This is a genomic window from Kineococcus vitellinus (assembly GCF_009906315.1).
GTDB classification, from domain to species: domain Bacteria; phylum Actinomycetota; class Actinomycetes; order Actinomycetales; family Kineococcaceae; genus Kineococcus; species Kineococcus vitellinus.
In genome coordinates this window covers 1-16,775 of sequence record NZ_JAAALL010000074.1, presented here as the reverse complement: position 1 = coordinate 16,775, position 16,775 = coordinate 1, and the positions used below count along the sequence as shown (strand labels likewise).

Sequence of the window (16,775 nt, the reverse complement as noted above, 5' to 3'; positions counted from 1 at the left end):
GTCCCGCCCCCGCGGGCCGGCCTCAGCCCCGGCCGGCGGGCAGCAGGTCGCGGCGGCGCAGCAGCGGCTCGACGGCCGCGTCGCGGCCCCGGAAGGCGCGGTAGGCCTCCAGCGGGTCGACGCTGCCGCCGCGCGCGAGCAGCGTGCGGCGGAAGTGCTCGCCGTTGGCCCGGCGCAGCCCCCCGTTCTCGGCGAACCACTCCACGGTGTCGGCGTCGAGGACCTCGCTCCACACGTAGGAGTAGTAGGCGGCCGCGTAGCCGCCGCCGAAGACGTGGTGGAAGTAGGTGCTGCGGTAGCGCGGCGGCACCGTCTCCAGCGCGACGCCCGCCTCGGCCAGGGCGGCCGCCTCGAAGGCGGCGACGTCCTCGGGGACGGCGCCCTCCAGCGCGCCGGGGGCCAGCCGGTGCCAGGCCTGGTCCAGCAGCGCGGCCGCCAGGTACTCGGTGGTGGAGAAGCCCTGGCCGTGGGCGCGCGCGGCGCGCAGGCCCTCGACGGCCCCCGCCGGCAGCGCCTCGCCGGTCTGCACGTGGCGGGCGTAGCGGGCCAGGACCTCCGGCTCGAAGGCCCAGAACTCGTTGACCTGGGAGGGGAACTCGACGAAGTCGCGCGGCACGCTGGTGCCGGAGAAGCGCGGGAAGCGCACGTCGGAGAGCAGCCCGTGCAGGGTGTGGCCGAACTCGTGGAACAGCGTCTCCACCTCGTCCACGCTCAGCAGCGCCGGGTCCCCGGGAGCGGGCGGCGCCACGTTGAGGCAGTTGACGACGACGGGCCGCTGCCCGAGCAGGTGCGACTGCTCCACGAAGGAGCTCATCCAGGCACCCCCGCGCTTGGAGGGGCGCGCGAACGGGTCGAACAGGTACAGCCCCAGCGGCCCGGAGCCGTCGGCGACCTCGAAGGCGCGCACGCCGGCGGAGTAGAGCGGCAGGTCCGTGCGCTCGGTGAACGTCAGCCCGTACAGGGCGCTCGCGGTGGCGAACACGCCGTCGACCAGGACGCGCTCCAGCGGGAACCACGGGCGCAGCGCCTCGGCGTCGACGGCGAACCGCTCGCGCCGCAGCCGCTCGTCGTAGTAGGCCCAGTCCCACGGCTGCAGCGGTCCCTCCTCGCCGTCGGCCAGCAGCAGCCCGGTGAGCTCGGCGGCCTCGCGCCGGGCGTTGGCGACGGCCGCCGGCGCCAGCCGGCGCAGCATCCCCACCGCCGCCTCGACGCTGCCGGCGGTCTCGTCGGCCACGACCCAGCTGGCGTGGTCGGCGAAGCCCAGCAGGGCGGCCCGCTCGGCGCGCAGCGCGGCGATGCGCTGCAGCAGCGCGCGGGTGTCGTGCTCGCCGCCGCGCCCGCCGCGGGCCACCGACGCCTCGTGCACGCGGCGGCGGGTGGCCCGGCGGCGCAGCGCCGCCAGGACCGGCTGCCCGGTGGGCAGCACGAGCGGCAGCAGGTGGCCGCCGCGCTCGCCGGCCGCCGCGGCGGCCCGCGCCAGCTCCGCCGCGGACAGCCCCTCCAGCTCCTCGGCGTCGGCGACGTGGACGGCGAGGTCGTTGGAGTCGGCGAGCAGCTCGACGTCGAAGCGGGTGGTGAGCGCGGACAGCTGCGCGTTGAGCTCGCGCAGCCGCTCGCGGCCGGCCTCGTCCAGCAGCGCCCCCGAGCGCTCGGCGTCGCGGTGCAGGCGCTCCAGCAGGCGGCGCTGCTCGGGCCCGAGGTCGGCGGGCGGGTCCTCGTGCAGCCGGCGCACCCGCTGCACCAGGCGCGGGTCCAGCCGCACGGCGTCGTGGTGGGCGGCCAGCCGGGGGGCGAACTCCTGCGCCAGCGCGCGCAGCTCGTCGTCGGCGTCGGTGCCCAGCAGGTTGTGGAAGACCGCCTCGGCCCGGCCCAGCAGTTGCCCGCTGGACTCCAGCGCGTCCAGGAACTCCGCCGCGCCGAGGTCGCGCCCCAGCAGCTCGTCGACCTCGGCGAGGTGCTCGGCCGTGCCCGCCTCGAAGGCGGGGGCGAAGTGCTCGGCGCGGATCCGGTCGAAGGGCGGCAGGGCGAAGGGCAGCTCGCTGGGTGCCGCGAAGGGGTTGGCCGGGTCGAGGGCGCTCATGTCCCGATGCTGCCGCACGGCGCCGCGCGGTGCGCGCCCGCCCGGGCGGGCCGGGCGGGCGCACGGCAGACGCTCAGGACAGGCTCACCATGCTCGCAAGCGGTCCACAGCTGTTCACCTGGGCGCTGACCGCAGTCCACCGGAGCGGGGACTGCGGTTCCCTACGGTCCGCGGGTGAGACCGGTTCCCGGTCGCACCCCCCGCGCCTCGAGCCACCAGGAGATCCCCCGTGACCGCCACGGCCGACCACCGCCCGATGCTGCCCCTGCTGCCCTACGCCCCCACCGGCCGCCGCAGCCCCATGACGTGCCACTACCGCTGCGCGACCTCGTGCGCGCAGCCGGTCCCCAACCGCTCCGACAACGCCTACTTCGGCGACGTCGTGCGCTCCGCGGTCTCCCGCCGCGGCGTGCTGGCCGGCCTGGTGGGCCTGGGCGTCACCGGCGCCGCCCTGGCGCAGGCCGACACCGCGAGCGCGAGCGCGTTCGGCGGTGGCGGCGACGTGGACCTGCTCGCCGACCCCTTCGACCCCGGTCACGCCGTGGACTTCGGCGTCATCGCACCGGTGCCGGCGGAGGTGGACTCCTTCGAGGTCCCCGCGGGCTGGACCTGGGCGCCGCTGATCTCCTGGGGCGACCCGATCCTGCCCGGCGCCCCGGATTTCGACTTCGAGAACCAGACCTCGCAGGCGCAGCTGGGCCAGTTCGGCTACAACAACGACTACACCACCATCGTCCCGATGCAGGACCCGAACCGGGCCCTGCTGGTGTGCAACAACGAGTACACCAACGAGGAGCTGATGTTCCGCGACTGGACCGACGCGGAGAGCGCCACGGACGAGCAGCTGCTCATCTCGCTGGCCGCGCACGGCATGTCGGTCGTGGAGCTGCGCCGGGCGGACCAGGACTCCCCGTGGGCGTACGTGCGCGGCTCGGAGTTCAACCGCCGCATCACCCCGATGACCCCCATGGAGTTCACCGGCCCCGCCGCCGGCGCGAAGGCGCTGCGCACGAAGGCCGACCCCCAAGGGCGCACGCCGGTCGGGACGTTCGGCAACTGCGCCGGCGGCACGACCCCGTGGGGCACGGTGCTCTCCGGCGAGGAGAACTTCAACGGCTACTTCACCTCCCCCGAGACGGAGGGCGGGCAGAGCGACCGCTACAGCGTCTACGGCAGCAGCGGCCGCGCCTGGGAGCGGATCGAGAAGCGCTTCAGCGCCGAGGAGGAGCCCAACGAGGCCAACCGCTTCGGCTGGATCGTCGAGGTGGACCCGCACGACCCGGCCTCCACGCCGCGCAAGCACACCGCCATGGGGCGCATGAAGCACGAGGGCGCCACCATCTCGCTGGCCGCCGACGGCCGCGCGGTCTCCTACATGGGTGACGACGAGCGCTTCGAGTACCTGTACAAGTTCATCTCCAAGCGCAAGCACCGCGAGGGCGACCGCGAGCACAACATGCGGCTGCTGGAGGACGGCGACCTGTACGTCGCCGTCTTCGAGGGCGACGGCATCGACGACGAGCGCTACGACGGCCGCGGCCGCTGGGTGCCGCTGACCCGCGACGGCCGCTCCGTCGTGCCGGGCATGTCCATCGACCAGGTGCTGGTGAACACCCGCGCCGCCGCCGACGTCGTGGGCGCCACCAAGATGGACCGCCCCGAGGACGTCGAGCGCAACCCCGTCAACGGCCGCGTGTACGTGGCGTGCACCAACAACGTCCAGCGCGGCACGCTGGGCAAGGCCGGCGTCGACGAGGCGAACCCGCGCCCGCTCAACAAGGACGGGCACGTCGTCGAGATCGTCGAGGCGCGCGACGACGCGGCGGCCACGGAGTTCCTCTGGAACCTCGTGCTCGTCTGCGGCGACCCGGAGGACCAGAGCACCTACTTCGGCGGTTTCGACCCCGCGCAGGTCTCGCCGATCTCCTGCCCGGACAACGTGGCCTTCGACCGCACCGGCAACCTGTGGATCTCCACCGACGGCAACACGCTGGGCGCCAACGACGGCCTGTACGAGGTCGTCGTCGACGGCCCGAACCGCGGCCAGGTGCGCCAGTTCCTCTCCGTGCCGACCGGCGCGGAGACCTGCGGGCCGGTCATCGCCGAGGACGGCCGCACGGTGTTCGTCGCGGTGCAGCACCCCGGTGAGGTCGACACCGCGACCATCGACGCCCCGGCGTCCACCTTCCCCTACGACGGCACGGGCCAGCCGCGCCCGTCGGTCGTGCAGGTGCGCCGGGCCTGAGGGTCCCCAGCGCCCCGGGCGCTCAGCCGCCGGGCCGGACCAGCCGCGTCAGCAGCCGGTCCAGCTCGGCGGCCGGGTCGGCGGTGAGGCCGCAGTGCACCGGTGAGGTCTGCACGACGGTCGAGCGCGGTGCGACCAGCCAGCGGAACCGGGCGCCCTTGGCCTCCGCCCCGGCCGCGCCCGCGGAGGCCGCGCCCGCGCAGACGGCCTCCAGGGCCAGCACGTGGCGGGCCACCGCCTCGACGTCCAGCCCGGGCGCGAAGGCGCGCAGCCGCTCGGTCTCCAGGGCGGTGCGGGCGGCCAGGTGCTCCAGGGGGCGGCACCACAGCACGACGCCGGCGTTGAGGAACTCCCCGCGGTCCACGCGCGGCACCACCCGCACCACGGCGTACTCGAAGACCTGCAGCTGCTCAGCCACGGCGCGCCTCCCGCTGCACGCGGGCCAGCTCCGCGACCCACGGCCGCGGCCCGGCCAGCCGCGCCGCGAACCAGTCCAGGTAGGCGAGCCGGACCGCCTCGGCGCCCTCGAAGCCGGGTTCGCCCTCCAGCCAGCCGTCGGGCACCTCGTCGACGGCGGCGCGCAGCACCGCGGGGGTCAGGACCCGCGCGCAGGCCTCGTCGACCTCCCGCACGTCCGCGGCGGCGGGCAGCAGCAGGTGGTCCTCGGCGTGGCGCAGCGGGCGGGCGGCGCTGGCCGCGGCCCGCGCCCAGTCGTGGTGGAAGTACAGGGCGGCGCCGTGGTCGATGAGCCAGGGCCGCCCGCCCCACCACAGCGCGTTGGGGTTGCGCCAGGAGCGGTCGACGTTGAGCACGAGGGCGTCGAACCACAGCACCCGCGCCGCCCACACCGGCTCGACGGGGTCCACCGCGGGGTCGAAGCTCAGCGCCCCGGGCAGGAAGTCCATGCCCAGGTTGTCGCCCGGCGAGCGCAGCAGCAGGTCCTGCACCTCCTCGTCGGGCTCACCGCGGCCGATGACGGGGTCGACGGCGGCGACGACGAGCTCGGGCACCGCCAGGTCCAGCGCGGCGGCCAGGCGGGCGGCGAGGACCTCGGCGACGAGCACCCGCCGGCCCTGCCCGGCGCCGTGGAACTTCACGACGTAGGTGCCCAGGTCGTCGGCCTCGCACAACCCCGGCAGGCTCCCGCCCTCCCGCAGCGGCGCGACGTAGCGGGTCGCGGTCACGGAGCGCAGCACGCCCGCGATCCTGCCACCCGCCCCGCGGTGATCCCCCGCGGTGCACCGCCGGAGATCACCGGTCGTCCACGGGGCGGCTCCGGGCGCGTCCCCAGCCGCCTCCCAGGAAGGCGTCGCAGACTGGCGCCCGTGAGATCCGTGAGCACCTCCCCGGAGGCCCGGCTGCTCGTCGTCGACGACGAGCCGAGCATCCGCGAACTGCTGGCCACCAGCCTGCGCTTCGCCGGCTTCGAGGTGTCCTCGGCCGCCGACGGCGCGGAGGCGCTGAAGCTGGCCGAGGACTTCCGCCCCGACCTCGTCGTCCTCGACGTCATGCTCCCCGACCTCGACGGCTTCACCGTCACCCGCAAGCTGCGCGAGCGCGGCCGGCCCGTGCCGGTCCTCTTCCTCACCGCGCGCGACGACACCGCCGACAAGGTGGCCGGGCTGACCGTCGGCGGCGACGACTACGTGACGAAGCCGTTCAGCCTGGAGGAGGTCGTCGCGCGCATCCGCGCGGTGCTGCGGCGCACCGGGGCCGGTGCCGGCCCCGACACCGGCCGGCTGGTCCTGCACGACCTGGAGCTGGACGAGGACTCCCACGAGGTCCGCCGCGCCGGGCGCGTGGTGGAGCTGTCCCCCACCGAGTTCAAGCTGCTGCGCTACCTCATGCTCAACCCCCAGCGGGTGCTCTCCAAGGCGCAGATCCTCGACCACGTGTGGGACTACGACTTCAACGGCGAGGCCGGGATCGTGGAGTCCTACATCTCCTACCTGCGCCGCAAGCTGGACACCGAGGGGCTGGAGCCGCTCATCCACACCAAGCGCGGTGTCGGCTACGTGCTGCGCGCACCGCACGCGGCGGGATGAGGCGGAGGGCCGGGCGCCCGCCGGCCGCGGTCGGCGGGCTGCGCGCCCGGGCCTCGGCGGCGCGCGCCCGGGTCCTGGCGGCCGAGTCGCGGCTGCCGCTGCGGGTGCGCCTGCTCGTCATCGTCGTGGCGCTGCTGCTGACGGTGACGGGCGTGACGAGCCTGGTCTCGCTGCACCTGCTGAAGGACAACCTGCGCGCGCAGGTCGACGACGAGCTGCAGCACAAGGGGGCGACGGCCATCACGGCCGCGCTGCCGCAGTTCAGCCGCTCCGACGGCGACGCGCTGCTGCTCAGCGACTACTACGTCGCCTTCGCCGACAGCGACGGGAGCGTGTGGCGCACCGCGTGCAGCCGGGACACCGGCGGCTGCACCGGCGGGCCCCGGCTGCCCGCGCTCACCGACGCCGTCGTCGACGCGCACGGGGGCCGGCCGTTCACGGTCCGCGACAGCGCGGGCGGGGACCCGTGGCGGGTGCTGCTGGTGACCGCCCGCGACGCACCGGTCAACATCGCGGTGGCGCTGCCGCTGTCGGGCACCAACCGCACGGTCGCCGACTACCGCGCGGTGGCCCTGGTGGTCGGCGCGTCCGTGCTGGTGGCCGGTGCTGCGGCTGCCGCGCTGGCCATCCGGCGCAGCTTCCGCCCGCTGGACGACATCGAGCGCACGGCCTCGGCGATCGCCGCGGGCGACCTGTCGCAGCGGGTGCCCGACGCCCCGCCGGGCACCGAGATCGGGCGGCTGTCGACGGCGCTGAACGCGATGCTGGCCCGCATCGAGGCCTCCTTCCGCGCCCAGCAGCGCTCCGAGGAGCAGATGCGCCGCTTCGTCGCCGACGCCAGCCACGAGCTGCGCACGCCGCTGGCGGCCATCCGCGGCTTCGCCGAGCTGCACCGCCAGGGCGCGGTGCGCGCGCCGGAGGACGTCGCGCACGTCATGGGGCGCATCGAGGGCGAGTCGACCCGGCTGGGGCGCCTGGTGGAGGACCTGCTGGCGCTGGCCCGCCTGGACGAGGCGCAGCGCCGCAGCAGCGCCGCCCGCGAGCACGTCGACCTGGCCGTGGTCGCCTCCGACGCCGTGCACGACGCCCGCGCGCTGGACGCCGGGCGCACGGTGCGCCTGGTCGGGGTCGGCGAGGGCGCGGGGCCGGGCTCGGCGCCCGTGCTGGCCGACGAGTCCGGGATGCGGCAGGTGCTGACGAACCTGCTGGCGAACGCGCTGCACCACACGCCCGCGGGCACGCCGGTCGAGGTGGCCGTGGGCGCCGTGCTCGGGCCCTCGGGCCCGGAGTCGGTCGTGGAGGTCCGCGACCACGGCCCCGGGCTGACCCCCGAGCAGGCGGAGCGGGTCTTCGAGCGCTTCTACCGCGTCGACGCCTCGCGCCGGCGCGGCACCGGCGGCGGCTCCGGGCTGGGGCTGGCGATCGTGGCCACCATCGTCCAGGTGCACGGCGGCACGGTCGCCGTGGTGCCCACCCCGGGCGGCGGGGCCACGTTCCGGGTGCGCTTCCGCGCGGCGGACCCCGCCGACGACGCCCTCGCCGACGACGACCCCACCGACGGCGACCCGACCGGCGACCCCGCGCCCGCCGCGATTCACAGCTGAGTCCCAGCCGCTTCCGGGCCGCCCCGCAGCGTGGTGGCCGTCACTGGAGGGGTGGACGCGGCACCTGCCGCGCAGGACGACCGCAGACGGTCTCGACGCCCCGAGAGGTGAGCAGGATGAACCGACCCGACGAGCGCGGCCCCGTGTCGACGCAGGCCCGCAGCGACGACGGCACCGCCCGCGGTGAGGGCTCCCCCACCCGGCCGGCGACGTGGGACTGGTGGCACGGCGGCCACGACCGCTCCCGGGAGCAGGCGCCCGGGCAGCCGTACGGGCAGGCGTACGGGCAGGCGCACGGGCAGCACGACCCGTGGACCACCCCCGGCGGCCCGACCCCGCCGGGCGGCTCCGACGACGGGCGCGGCGGCAGCGGCGGCGGGCGCGGCCCGCGGCGCGGCCCCGGCTGGTTCGGCGTGGCCGGCGCGGCGATCGCGAGCGCGGTGGCGGCCAGCGCGCTCACGGCGGGCCTGGTCGGCGCCTTCGGCCAGGACGCCTCCGGCGGGGCGTCGGCGGGCACCTCCTCGTCCGCGAGCTCGGGCAGCGCGCGGGTGCAGGGCGTCAGCGAGACGACGGTGAACTGGCAGGGCGTCGTGAGCGCGGTCGCGCCGAGCGTGGTTTCGGTCACCGTGGCCTCCAGCGCCGGCGAGGCCGAGGGCTCGGGCATCGTCTACGACGCCTCGGGGCACGTGGTGACCAACAACCACGTCGTCACCGGCGCCGGCAGCGGCGCGACGATCACCGTGACGCTCTCCGACGGGCGCGAGTACCGGGCGAGCGTCGTCGGCACCGACCCGGCGACCGACCTCGCGGTGATCAGGCTGCAGGACCCGCCGGGCGACCTGCAGGCCGCGACCTTCGCCGACTCCGACGACGTCGTCGCCGGTCAGGCCGTCATGGCGCTGGGCAACCCGCTGGGGCTGTCGGGCAGCGCCACGACGGGCATCGTCTCCGCGGTGGACCGGCCGGTGCTGACGACGAGCGAGGAGTCCCCCTCCGCCCAGGACCCGTTCGGCCAGCAGTTCGGCCAGCAGCAGACGACGGGCGAGACGGCCGCCACGAACGCCATCCAGACCGACGCCGCGATCAACCCGGGCAACTCCGGCGGGGCGCTGCTGGACTCCTCCGGGCGCGTCGTCGGGGTCAACTCCTCGATCGCCTCGCTGAGCTCCGCCTCCTCCGCCAGCCAGTCCGGCAGCATCGGCCTGGGCTTCGCCATCCCCTCGAACGAGGTGCGGATGATCGCCGACCAGCTCGTCGAGACGGGCTCGGCCCAGCACGCCTGGCTGGGCGTCAGCCTCGCCCAGGAGGCCGCGACGGTGACCGTGGACGGCGCCGGCCGCCAGGGCGCGCAGGTGGCGCAGGTGCAGCCCGGCACCCCGGCCGCGGACGCCGGGCTGCAGGCCGGCGACGTCGTCACGGCGGTCGACGGGCAGGCCACCGACGGCTACGAGTCGCTGACCGCGACGATCCGCGGCAAGGCCGTGGGCAGCACCGTGCAGCTGACGGTCGTGCGCGGCGGGCAGGAGCGGACGCTGGAGGCGACGCTCACGGCGCGCGACGAGGGCTGACCCGACCGCCGCGCCGCGCGGGAGCCACCAGGCCCCGGCCGGGACGGCGGCCCAGCGGCCCGCCGGCGGGGTGGGCGCGCCGGCCTCCTGCCACAGGCCCTCGTGGGTGACCGCGGTGCCGGTGGCGGTGCGCCGCCACCGGCGGCGGAAGCCCAGGGCCCGCCCCCGCGGCGCGGGCAGGGCGGGCAGGTCGCCGTCGGCAGCCAGCAGGACGCGCCCGCCCTCGAGCACGAGGAGGCGGTGCCCGGCGTGCGGGGCGGGCACCGCGTCGGCGCGCACGACGTCGACGCGCACGACATCGCCCCGCTCGCCCCCGTCGGCGGGGGTGCTGGCCAGGACCTTCTCCCCGCGCCGCTTGGGGGTGCGCAGCCCGGCGGCGCGCAGGCGCACCAGCAGCTCGCGGGTGCTGACCCGCTGGGCGCCGGCGGCGACGGCGCGCTCGACGAGGTCGGCGGGGACGTCGTAGTGGTCACCCTCGAAGGAGCGCCGGGGCAGGCCGAGGGCGGCGGCGAAGGCGTGCAGCTCCTCGGGGGAGGTGTCGCTGGCCAGGTGCGCCCACCACCGCCCGTGCGCGGGGTAGCGCGGGGTGTCGACGAGGACGCTCACGCGCGGGCCGCCGCGGTCTCCCCGGGTGCCGTCGCCGGCCGGTGGGGCGGTGCGGCTGTGGACACCGGGGGATCCTCTCGCTCGCTGGGGTTGGCTGCCGACCCAGGAGGGCCGGTGCGGCCCACGGGCACCGCGGGCTCCCGCGGGGAGGAGAGGATCCCATGAGCAGGTTCGAGGTCGACAGCGCGCGGGTGGCGCAGGCCAGCGGTGCGGTGGCCGCCTCGGCGGGCAACATCGCCGCCGAGGTCGAGGGGATGGTGCGCCACCTGCTCGACCTGGAGTCGTGCTGGAAGGGTCAGGCGGCCAGCGGGTTCCAGGCGCTGTCGGCGCAGTGGCGCGCCACCCAGGACCGCGTGCGGGTCTCGCTGGAGGACATCCAGCGGGCGCTGGAGCAGGCCGGGCGCCAGTACGCCGACGTCGAGGCCGCCAACGCGCGGATGTTCAGCGCCTGAGCGTGTTCAGCGCCTGAGCGCCGTCCCGGGAACGTCGAAGGCCCCGCCGCAGCGGGGCCTTCGACGTGGGACCGGTGCTCCGGGAGCGCTCCGGTCGTGCGCCCGCGCGCTCAGGCTGCGCGGGACAGCATGGGGACCTGCTGCACCGCAGGGATGCCCCAGCGCATCTCCAGGTGCACCCGGCCGGACGTGTCACGGACCTGCACCCAGCGGGCCGTGGGAACCGACTCGGCTGCTGTCGCCTTGTGGATGTTCATGTGCCACCTCCTGTTCATCTTGCGTTCACCTTAGCCTGCGTCGTACCGATCGGCCAGTCAAGGCCCGTATCGACCTGGAGTGATGCAGCACACACCGAGCGCAGCCGGCTCCGCCGACGGGCGCGGTCACCGGACCACGCGCTTACCCTGATCGCGTGACGACCGTCTCCCTCGGGGTGCCAGGCATCCGGCGCCCGAGCGCCGCGGAGGGGGCCGGCGACCCCCGCTTCGGCGCGGGACCGCTGCTGGACCGCCACGGCCGCACCGCCCGCGACCTGCGGGTGTCGCTGACCGACCGCTGCAACCTGCGCTGCCACTACTGCATGCCGCCCGAGGGCCTGCCCTGGCTGGAGCAGCCCGCCGTGCTCGACGACGAGGAGGTGGTGCGCCTGGTCACCCTCGCCGTGCGCGACCTCGGCGTGCGCGAGGTGCGCTTCACCGGCGGTGAACCGCTGCTGCGCAGGGGGCTGGAGCGCATCGTCGCGGCCACCACGGCGCTGCGCACCGAGGACGGCGCCCCCGTGAGCACGTCGCTGACGACCAACGGCATCGGCCTGGCCCGCCGGGCCGACGCGCTCGCGGCCGCGGGGCTGCGCCGCGTCAACGTCTCCCTGGACACCCTGCGCGCCGACCGCTTCGCCGCCATCACCCGCCGCGACCGGCACGCCGACGTCCTCGCGGGCGTCGAGGCCGCCGCCCGCGCCGGACTGGCACCGGTGAAGGTGAACGCGGTGCTGCTGCGCGGCACCAACGACGACGAGGCCGCCGACCTGCTGCGCTGGGCGCTGGCCGGCGGCTACCGGCTGCGCTTCATCGAGCAGATGCCGCTGGACCCGCACGGCACCTGGCGCCGCGAGGACATGGTGACGGCCGAGGAGATCCTCGCCGCGCTGCGCGCCGAGTTCGACCTCGTCGCCCGCCCCGGCTCCGCGCGCGGCGCCGCCCCGGCCGAGACCTGGGACGTCACCGGTCCCGGCGGGCTGCGCGGCGACGTGGGCGTCATCGCCTCGGTGACGCGCCCCTTCTGCGGCGACTGCGACCGCACGCGGCTGACCGCCGACGGGCAGGTGCGCACCTGCCTGTTCTCCACCTCCGAGACCGACCTGCGCGACGCGATGCGCGCCGGGGCCGACGACGCGGCGCTGGCGCGCCGGTGGCGGGCGGCGATGTGGGGCAAGCTGCCCGGCCACGACATCGACGACCCCGGCTTCCTGCACCCCACCCGGCCCATGAGCGCGATCGGAGGCTGACCGGTGACCCAGCACGCCGAGCACGCCGAGCAGGTGCGGCGGGACGGGCCGGGCTCCCCGGCCCCGCTGCGCACCGGGACCGGCGAGGTCCTCCTGCGCTTCTTCGCCGGGGCGGCCGCGGCCGCCGGCGCGGAGGAGGAGCGGGTGGCGCTGCCCGCCGGGGCCGACCTCGGCGCGCTGCTGGAGGTCCTCGCCGCGCGCGGCCCGCGGCTGGCGCGGGTGCTGGCCGCCTCCACGTTCCTGCTCGACGGGGTGTCGGCGCGCCGCGGCGACCCGCTGCCCGACGGCGCCACCGTCGACGTGCTGCCGCCCTTCGCCGGCGGTTGAGCCCCGGCCGACGGGTCTTCGACGGGTCCCCGACGGCTCCTTGACGGGGTCCGCCCCCGGGTGGAGCATCGCGCTGCACCGCCCGGGAACGGCGCGGCCGCGGCCCGTCGACGGCGACGGGCAGCGGGGCTCCGGGTCCGGCACCCGATCGCCGCGGAGGCCCACCCAGGAGGACGAGATGTCCGTCGACACCAGCACCAGCCACCGGCTCTTCCACGACTACGTCGACGCCCTGCTCGGCGGTGGCGACTTCGCGCGCTACCTCACCGACGACGTCGCCTGGACGACGGTGCGGACCGGCGAGCGGATCACCGGCCGCGACGCGGTGGCCGGCCACATCACCGCCCTGCACACGCAGGTCTTCGAGGCCCGCCCGGACGTGCGCGCGGTGGGGGCCAGCGGTGAGCACGCGTTCTTCGAGGCCGACTTCGTCGGCACCCACACCGGCCGGTTCGGCGAGCTGGAGGCGACCGGGGCGCACGTGCGGGTGCCGTACTGCGTCGTCTACGACCTGACCGACGAGGGGATCTCCGCGCTGCGCTTCCACATGTGCCTGGAGGCGCTGGAGCAGCAGGTGCGGGCCGGGGCGGGCGGCCAGGGCGGCTGACCGCGCGAGGGCGCGGGCCTCAGCCGAACGGCGCGGGGTCGAACGTGCCGTTGCGGCGGCGGAACTCCTCGGCCGTGTCCGGCCACAGCAGCGTCAGCCGGCCGCTGCGCGCGTCCACGTACCAGCTGGAGCAGCCGCCGCGCAGCCACACCGAGTCCCGCGCCATCCGGTCGATGTCGGCCGTGTACCCCGCCTGCGCACCGGCGCTGACCTCCAGGACGCCGCCGGTGCGCGCGAGGTGGTCCAGCGCCCCGAGCAGGTAGCCGACCTGGCTCTCGATGACGTGCACCGCGGAGTTGTGCCCCAGGCTGGCGTTCGGGCCGTCGAGCACGAACGCGTTGGGGAAGCCGTGCACGACCGTCGAGGCGTGCGAGACCATCCCCGCCGACCACGCCTGCTCCAGCGTCCCGGTCCGCCCCACGACGCGGCGGGCGTACGGCTGGCGGGTGGAGGAGAAGCCCGTCGCCAGCACGAGGACGTCCACCTCGTGGCGCGAGCCGTCCGCGGCCAGGGCCGTGCGCCCCTCCAGCCGCTGCAGCGCGGCGGGGACCAGCGCCACCCCGGGCCGCTGCAGGGCCGGGTAGAACTCGTCCGAGAGCAGCACCCGCTTGCAGCCGACCTCGTAGTCCGGGGTGAGGGCCGCGCGCAGCGCCGGGTCGGGCACCTGCGCGGCCAGGTGGGCCAGCGCGCGCTCGCGCAGCGCCGCCACCGCCGCGGGCACCGCCCGGCGCGCCTCGATCCCCTGCTCCATCTGCGCGAACACCTCCGCGCGCTCGGCGGCCGCCCGCCCGGGGTCGGCGGCGAAGGCCGCGCGCTCGGCCGGCGAGTAGGCGCGGTCCCCGCGCGGGACCACCCACGGCGCGCTGCGCTGGAACACCGTCAGCGCCGCGGCGCGCTCGGCCAGGCGCGGCACCACCTGCACGGCCGAGGCGCCGGTGCCCACGACCGCGACGCGGCGGCCGGCCGGGTCCGCCCCGTGGTCCCAGCGGGCGGTGTGGAAGACCGGGCCGTCGAAGTCCGCCAGCCCCGGCACGTCCGGCAGCCGGGGCTCGGTCAGCCGCCCGGCGGCCAGCACGAGGACCCGCGCGCGCACCGGGCCGGTGCTCGTCACCAGGTGCCAGCGCGCGTCCGCCCCGTCCCAGCGCGCCCGCAGCACCTCGGTGCGCAGCCGCACGTGCGCCGCGACCTCGCGGGCGCAGGCGCGCAGGTACTCCTGCACCTCCGCGCCCGGGGCGAACAGCCGCGTCCAGCGCGCGGAGGGCGCGAAGGAGAAGGAGTACAGCTGCGCGGGGACGTCGCAGGCCACCCCCGGGTAGGTGTTGTCGCGCCAGGTGCCGCCGACGTCCTCGCCGCGCTCGAGCACGACGAAGGACTCCCGCCCGCGCCGGGCCAGCCGGATCGCCGCCCCGAGCCCCGCGAACCCCGCGCCGACGACCGCGACGTCCACGTCCACGCCGCCGTCCGCGCCGCCCCGCGCAGGTGCCGTCCCGCTCACACCGGCAGCGCGACGGGGTCGCCGTAGCGGGTGGTGCGCTGGCGCGGCACCCGCCCGAGCCGGGCCGCGAGCGCCTCGACGTCCGCCCGGCTCAGCGCGCTGCCCGCCTCCTGGCCGGCGGCCGGGTCCAGCGCGCCGTCGAGCAGCAGCCCGCCGGCGTCGTCGGCCCCCCCGCGCAGCACCACCTCGCTCAGCTCCAGCCCGAGCTTGGGCCAGGCGGCCTGCACGTGGTCGATGCGCCCGTCCAGCAGCAGCCGCGCCACCGCGTGCACGGCGCGGGTCTCGCGCACCGACGGGCCGCGGCGGGGGTGAACGGCATGGCGATGAACTCGGTGAACCCGCCGGTGCGCTCGGCGGTGCGGGCCAGCAGCCGCAGGTGCGCGACCTGCTGGGCGGCGGTCTCGACGTGGCCGTAGACCATCGTGGCCGTCGAGGTCAGCCCGACCTCGTGGGCGGTGGTGACCAGCTCCAGCCAGCGCGCGACGGGCAGGTCGGGGCGCCCGCCGTTGAGCGCGGCGCGCACGCCGTCGTCGAGGACCTTCGCCGCCGTGCCGGGCACGGAGCCGAGCCCGGCCTCGCGGGCCCGCTGCAGGAACGCGCGCGGGGTGCTGCCCGCCCGCCGCGCGGCGGCGGCCACCTCGGGGGGCCGGAAGGCGTGCACGTGCACGCCCGGCACGGCCTGCGCGACGGTGCGCACGAGGTCCACGGCGCCGTCGGCGGGCGCACCGGGCGGCAGCGGTCCCTGCAGGCAGACCTCCGTGGCGCCCAGGCCCGCGGCCTCGGCGACGAGGGCGCGCACGCGGGCGCGGCTGGCCGGCGTGCCCGCACCGACCCGGGCGGGGTCCAGGTTGCGGTTGACGACGAAGGTCAGCGCGTCGCCGACGCGCTCGCGGCGGCGGGCGTCGGCGATCGCGGCGAGCTCGTCGAGGTCGTCGCCGTCGGCGGCCAGCAGGACCTCGGCGTCGTCGTCGCTCAGCTGCTGCGGGTCGGCCGCGGCCACCTGCAGGGCGGCGCGGACGCGGGCGGTCTCGGGCACCGCCCGAGGCTAGCCCTCAGGGGCAGGCGACCCACTCGGAGGTGCCGTCGGTGAACAGCTGGTGCTTCCAGACCGGCAGCTGCGCCTTGACCTCGTCGACCAGGCGCGCGCACGCGGCGAACGCCTCGCCGCGGTGGGCCGCCGAGACCGCCACCGCGAGGGCGACGTCGCCGACGGCCAGGTGCCCGAGGCGGTGGCTGACCGCGACGGCGTCCACGGCGGCGTCGGCGGTGACCTCGGCGACGACGCGGGCCAGCACCTCGGCCGCCGAGGGGTGCCCGGTGTACTCCAGCTCCCGCACGCCGCGGCCGTGGTCGTGGTCGCGCACCACGCCGGCGAAGGTGACGACGGCGCCCGCGGCGGCGTCGTCGACGAGCGCGGCGTGCTCGGCGACGTCGAGGGCGGCGGTGCTCACCGCGGTGCGCACCACGCGGCGGCCGGGCTGCGTGCGCCGGGAGGTGTCGGGGGAGGCGTCGGTGCGTGAGGTGCCCACGGCGACGAGGGTAGGTGTTCCACCGCTGCGCGGCGTGGGGGAGACTCCCCCGGTGACGCACGTGAGCGGCTGGCGGGTCGTCGTCCCCGTCAAGGGCGGGGACGGGGCCAAGTCCCGCCTGGCGCTGCCGGCGCCGGCGCGGCGCGCGCTGGCGACGGCGATGGCGCTGGACTGCCTGGAGGCCGCGCTCGCCACGGCCGGGGTGGACTGCGTCGTCTGCGTCAGCGACGACCCGGCGATCGCGCGGCTGGCCCGCGGGGTGGGCGCCGCGACGGCCTCCGCGGGGCGCCCCGGACTGGCGGCCGCGGTGGACGCGGGGCTCGCCGTCCTGGCCCCCGGTCCCGCGGCCGTGCTGCTGGGGGACCTGCCGGCGCTGCGCCCCGAGGAGCTGCAGCGGGCGCTGGCCGCCGCCGCGGCCAGCGACGTGCCCGTGGTGGTCGCCGACGCCGACGGCGGGGGCAGCGTGCTCCTCGCCGGCCGCCGCACCGCTTCGGGCCGTCCTCGGCCCGCGCCCACGTCGCGGCCGGGGCGCGGGCGCTGCCCGCCGCCGGGCCGACCCGGCTGCCGAGCCTGCGCCGGGACGTGGACACCCTCGACGCGCTCGCCGAGGCCCTCGCCCTCGGCGTCGGCGCCCGCACCCGCGCCGCGCTGGCCGAGAGCGCCGTCGCGCTCCCCTGACCCGGAAGGAACCCGTGCGCACCCCCCTGCCC

General features: G+C 77.0%; 17 protein-coding genes and 1 pseudogene. 9 read left to right on the top strand and 9 right to left on the bottom strand.

Features of this window, described 5'->3' with window-relative positions; translation table 11 throughout:
• Positions 1–22 precede the first annotated feature (22 nt).
• Positions 23–2,080, bottom strand: a complete 2,058-nt coding sequence (locus GTQ99_RS09065) for a M3 family metallopeptidase (protein WP_166615412.1) — start codon at positions 2,078–2,080, stop codon at positions 23–25.
• Between the two features lie 256 nt (positions 2,081–2,336).
• On the opposite strand from GTQ99_RS09065, the gene GTQ99_RS09060 reads away from it, so the two are divergent.
• Positions 2,337–4,325 carry a PhoX family protein gene (locus GTQ99_RS09060; protein WP_166615417.1) on the top strand — a complete coding sequence of 663 codons (1,989 nt, stop codon included), beginning with the start codon at positions 2,337–2,339 and terminating at the stop codon, positions 4,323–4,325.
• Positions 4,326–4,347: 22 nt separating this feature from the next.
• Here the strand turns inward: GTQ99_RS09060 and GTQ99_RS09055 are convergent, their stop codons facing one another.
• Positions 4,348–4,743 (bottom strand): DUF3037 domain-containing protein, encoded by a 396-nt coding sequence (locus GTQ99_RS09055; RefSeq protein WP_166615411.1) that lies wholly within the window; start codon positions 4,741–4,743, stop codon positions 4,348–4,350.
• On the bottom strand, positions 4,736–5,521 hold the full coding sequence (locus tag GTQ99_RS09050; RefSeq protein WP_338074860.1) for a HipA family kinase: 786 nt from the start codon (positions 5,519–5,521) through the stop codon (positions 4,736–4,738). Before GTQ99_RS09050 ends, GTQ99_RS09055 begins: the two co-directional genes overlap by 8 nt.
• A gap of 129 nt (positions 5,522–5,650) precedes the next feature.
• Between GTQ99_RS09050 and GTQ99_RS09045 the strand changes: the two genes are divergently transcribed.
• The 3 genes from GTQ99_RS09045 (at position 5,651) to GTQ99_RS09035 (ending at position 9,542) form a co-directional block, all read left to right on the top strand.
• Positions 5,651–6,370 (top strand): response regulator transcription factor, encoded by a 720-nt coding sequence (locus GTQ99_RS09045; protein WP_338074859.1) that lies wholly within the window; start codon positions 5,651–5,653, stop codon positions 6,368–6,370.
• Positions 6,367–7,974, top strand: a complete 1,608-nt coding sequence (locus GTQ99_RS09040) for a sensor histidine kinase (protein ID WP_166615410.1) — start codon at positions 6,367–6,369, stop codon at positions 7,972–7,974. The genes GTQ99_RS09045 and GTQ99_RS09040 overlap by 4 nt, the downstream gene beginning before the upstream one ends.
• Before the next feature lie 116 nt (positions 7,975–8,090).
• The gene (locus tag GTQ99_RS09035) at positions 8,091–9,542 is read left to right on the top strand and encodes a S1C family serine protease (RefSeq protein ID WP_166615409.1); all 1,452 of its coding nucleotides are present in this window, start codon (positions 8,091–8,093) and stop codon (positions 9,540–9,542) included.
• Positions 9,543–9,977: 435 nt separating this feature from the next.
• Here the strand turns inward: GTQ99_RS09035 and GTQ99_RS27520 are convergent.
• Positions 9,978–10,148: pseudogene (locus GTQ99_RS27520) on the bottom strand (DUF4031 domain-containing protein); the annotation flags it as partial.
• A 161-nt stretch (positions 10,149–10,309) separates the two neighbouring features.
• Here GTQ99_RS27520 and GTQ99_RS09025 point away from each other — a divergent pair.
• Entirely contained in the window at positions 10,310–10,600 is a 291-nt protein-coding gene (locus tag GTQ99_RS09025) for a WXG100 family type VII secretion target (RefSeq protein WP_166615408.1), read from the top strand.
• A gap of 110 nt (positions 10,601–10,710) precedes the next feature.
• Here the strand turns inward: GTQ99_RS09025 and GTQ99_RS09020 are convergent, their stop codons facing one another.
• Positions 10,711–10,857 (bottom strand): hypothetical protein, encoded by a 147-nt coding sequence (locus tag GTQ99_RS09020; protein WP_166615407.1) that lies wholly within the window; start codon positions 10,855–10,857, stop codon positions 10,711–10,713.
• Between the two features lie 176 nt (positions 10,858–11,033).
• Between GTQ99_RS09020 and moaA the strand changes: the two genes are divergently transcribed.
• From moaA to GTQ99_RS09005, 3 genes are all read left to right on the top strand, one after another.
• Positions 11,034–12,107, top strand: coding sequence for a GTP 3',8-cyclase MoaA (gene moaA / locus GTQ99_RS09015; protein ID WP_420814533.1), 1,074 nt, complete (start codon positions 11,034–11,036; stop codon positions 12,105–12,107).
• A 66-nt stretch (positions 12,108–12,173) separates the two neighbouring features.
• Positions 12,174–12,434, top strand: a complete 261-nt coding sequence (locus GTQ99_RS09010; protein ID WP_166615414.1) for a MoaD/ThiS family protein — start codon at positions 12,174–12,176, stop codon at positions 12,432–12,434.
• 178 nt (positions 12,435–12,612) lie between these two features.
• The gene (locus GTQ99_RS09005) at positions 12,613–13,041 is read left to right on the top strand and encodes a nuclear transport factor 2 family protein (protein ID WP_166615405.1); all 429 of its coding nucleotides are present in this window, start codon (positions 12,613–12,615) and stop codon (positions 13,039–13,041) included.
• A 19-nt stretch (positions 13,042–13,060) separates the two neighbouring features.
• Here GTQ99_RS09005 and GTQ99_RS09000 read toward each other — a convergent pair whose 3' ends face one another.
• Genes GTQ99_RS09000 through GTQ99_RS08990 form a run of 4 tightly spaced genes read right to left on the bottom strand, consistent with a single transcriptional unit; the run spans position 13,061 to position 16,065 of the window.
• Positions 13,061–14,494: an FAD-dependent oxidoreductase gene (locus GTQ99_RS09000; RefSeq protein WP_166615404.1), complete on the bottom strand. Its 1,434-nt coding sequence runs from the start codon at positions 14,492–14,494 to the stop codon at positions 13,061–13,063.
• A 38-nt stretch (positions 14,495–14,532) separates the two neighbouring features.
• Positions 14,533–14,799 carry a hypothetical protein gene (locus tag GTQ99_RS24330; RefSeq protein WP_205707099.1) on the bottom strand — a complete coding sequence of 89 codons (267 nt, stop codon included), beginning with the start codon at positions 14,797–14,799 and terminating at the stop codon, positions 14,533–14,535.
• On the bottom strand, positions 14,727–15,572 hold the full coding sequence (locus GTQ99_RS08995; RefSeq protein ID WP_205707098.1) for a hypothetical protein: 846 nt from the start codon (positions 15,570–15,572) through the stop codon (positions 14,727–14,729). Before GTQ99_RS08995 ends, GTQ99_RS24330 begins: the two co-directional genes overlap by 73 nt.
• Positions 15,573–15,588: 16 nt before the next feature.
• On the bottom strand, positions 15,589–16,065 hold the full coding sequence (locus tag GTQ99_RS08990) for a molybdenum cofactor biosynthesis protein MoaE (protein WP_338074857.1): 477 nt from the start codon (positions 16,063–16,065) through the stop codon (positions 15,589–15,591).
• Between the two features lie 52 nt (positions 16,066–16,117).
• Between GTQ99_RS08990 and GTQ99_RS08985 the strand changes: the two genes are divergently transcribed.
• Positions 16,118–16,775, top strand: a 658-nt coding sequence (locus GTQ99_RS08985; RefSeq protein ID WP_205707096.1) for an NTP transferase domain-containing protein, incomplete at its 3' end; no start/stop codon positions are given.

Bases quoted from the DNA above. Each gene is read 5' to 3' on its own strand.
- GTQ99_RS09065 (WP_166615412.1), bottom strand. From the start codon at position 2,080: ATGAGCGCCCTCGACCCGGCCAACCCCTTCGCGGCACCCAGCGAGCTG.
- GTQ99_RS09060 (WP_166615417.1), top strand. From the start codon at position 2,337: ATGCTGCCCCTGCTGCCCTACGCCCCCACCGGCCGCCGCAGCCCCATG.
- GTQ99_RS09040 (WP_166615410.1), top strand. From the start codon at position 6,367: ATGAGGCGGAGGGCCGGGCGCCCGCCGGCCGCGGTCGGCGGGCTGCGC.
- GTQ99_RS09035 (WP_166615409.1), top strand. From the start codon at position 8,091: ATGAACCGACCCGACGAGCGCGGCCCCGTGTCGACGCAGGCCCGCAGC.
- GTQ99_RS09025 (WP_166615408.1), top strand. From the start codon at position 10,310: ATGAGCAGGTTCGAGGTCGACAGCGCGCGGGTGGCGCAGGCCAGCGGT.
- GTQ99_RS09020 (WP_166615407.1), bottom strand. From the start codon at position 10,857: ATGAACATCCACAAGGCGACAGCAGCCGAGTCGGTTCCCACGGCCCGC.
- GTQ99_RS09005 (WP_166615405.1), top strand. From the start codon at position 12,613: ATGTCCGTCGACACCAGCACCAGCCACCGGCTCTTCCACGACTACGTC.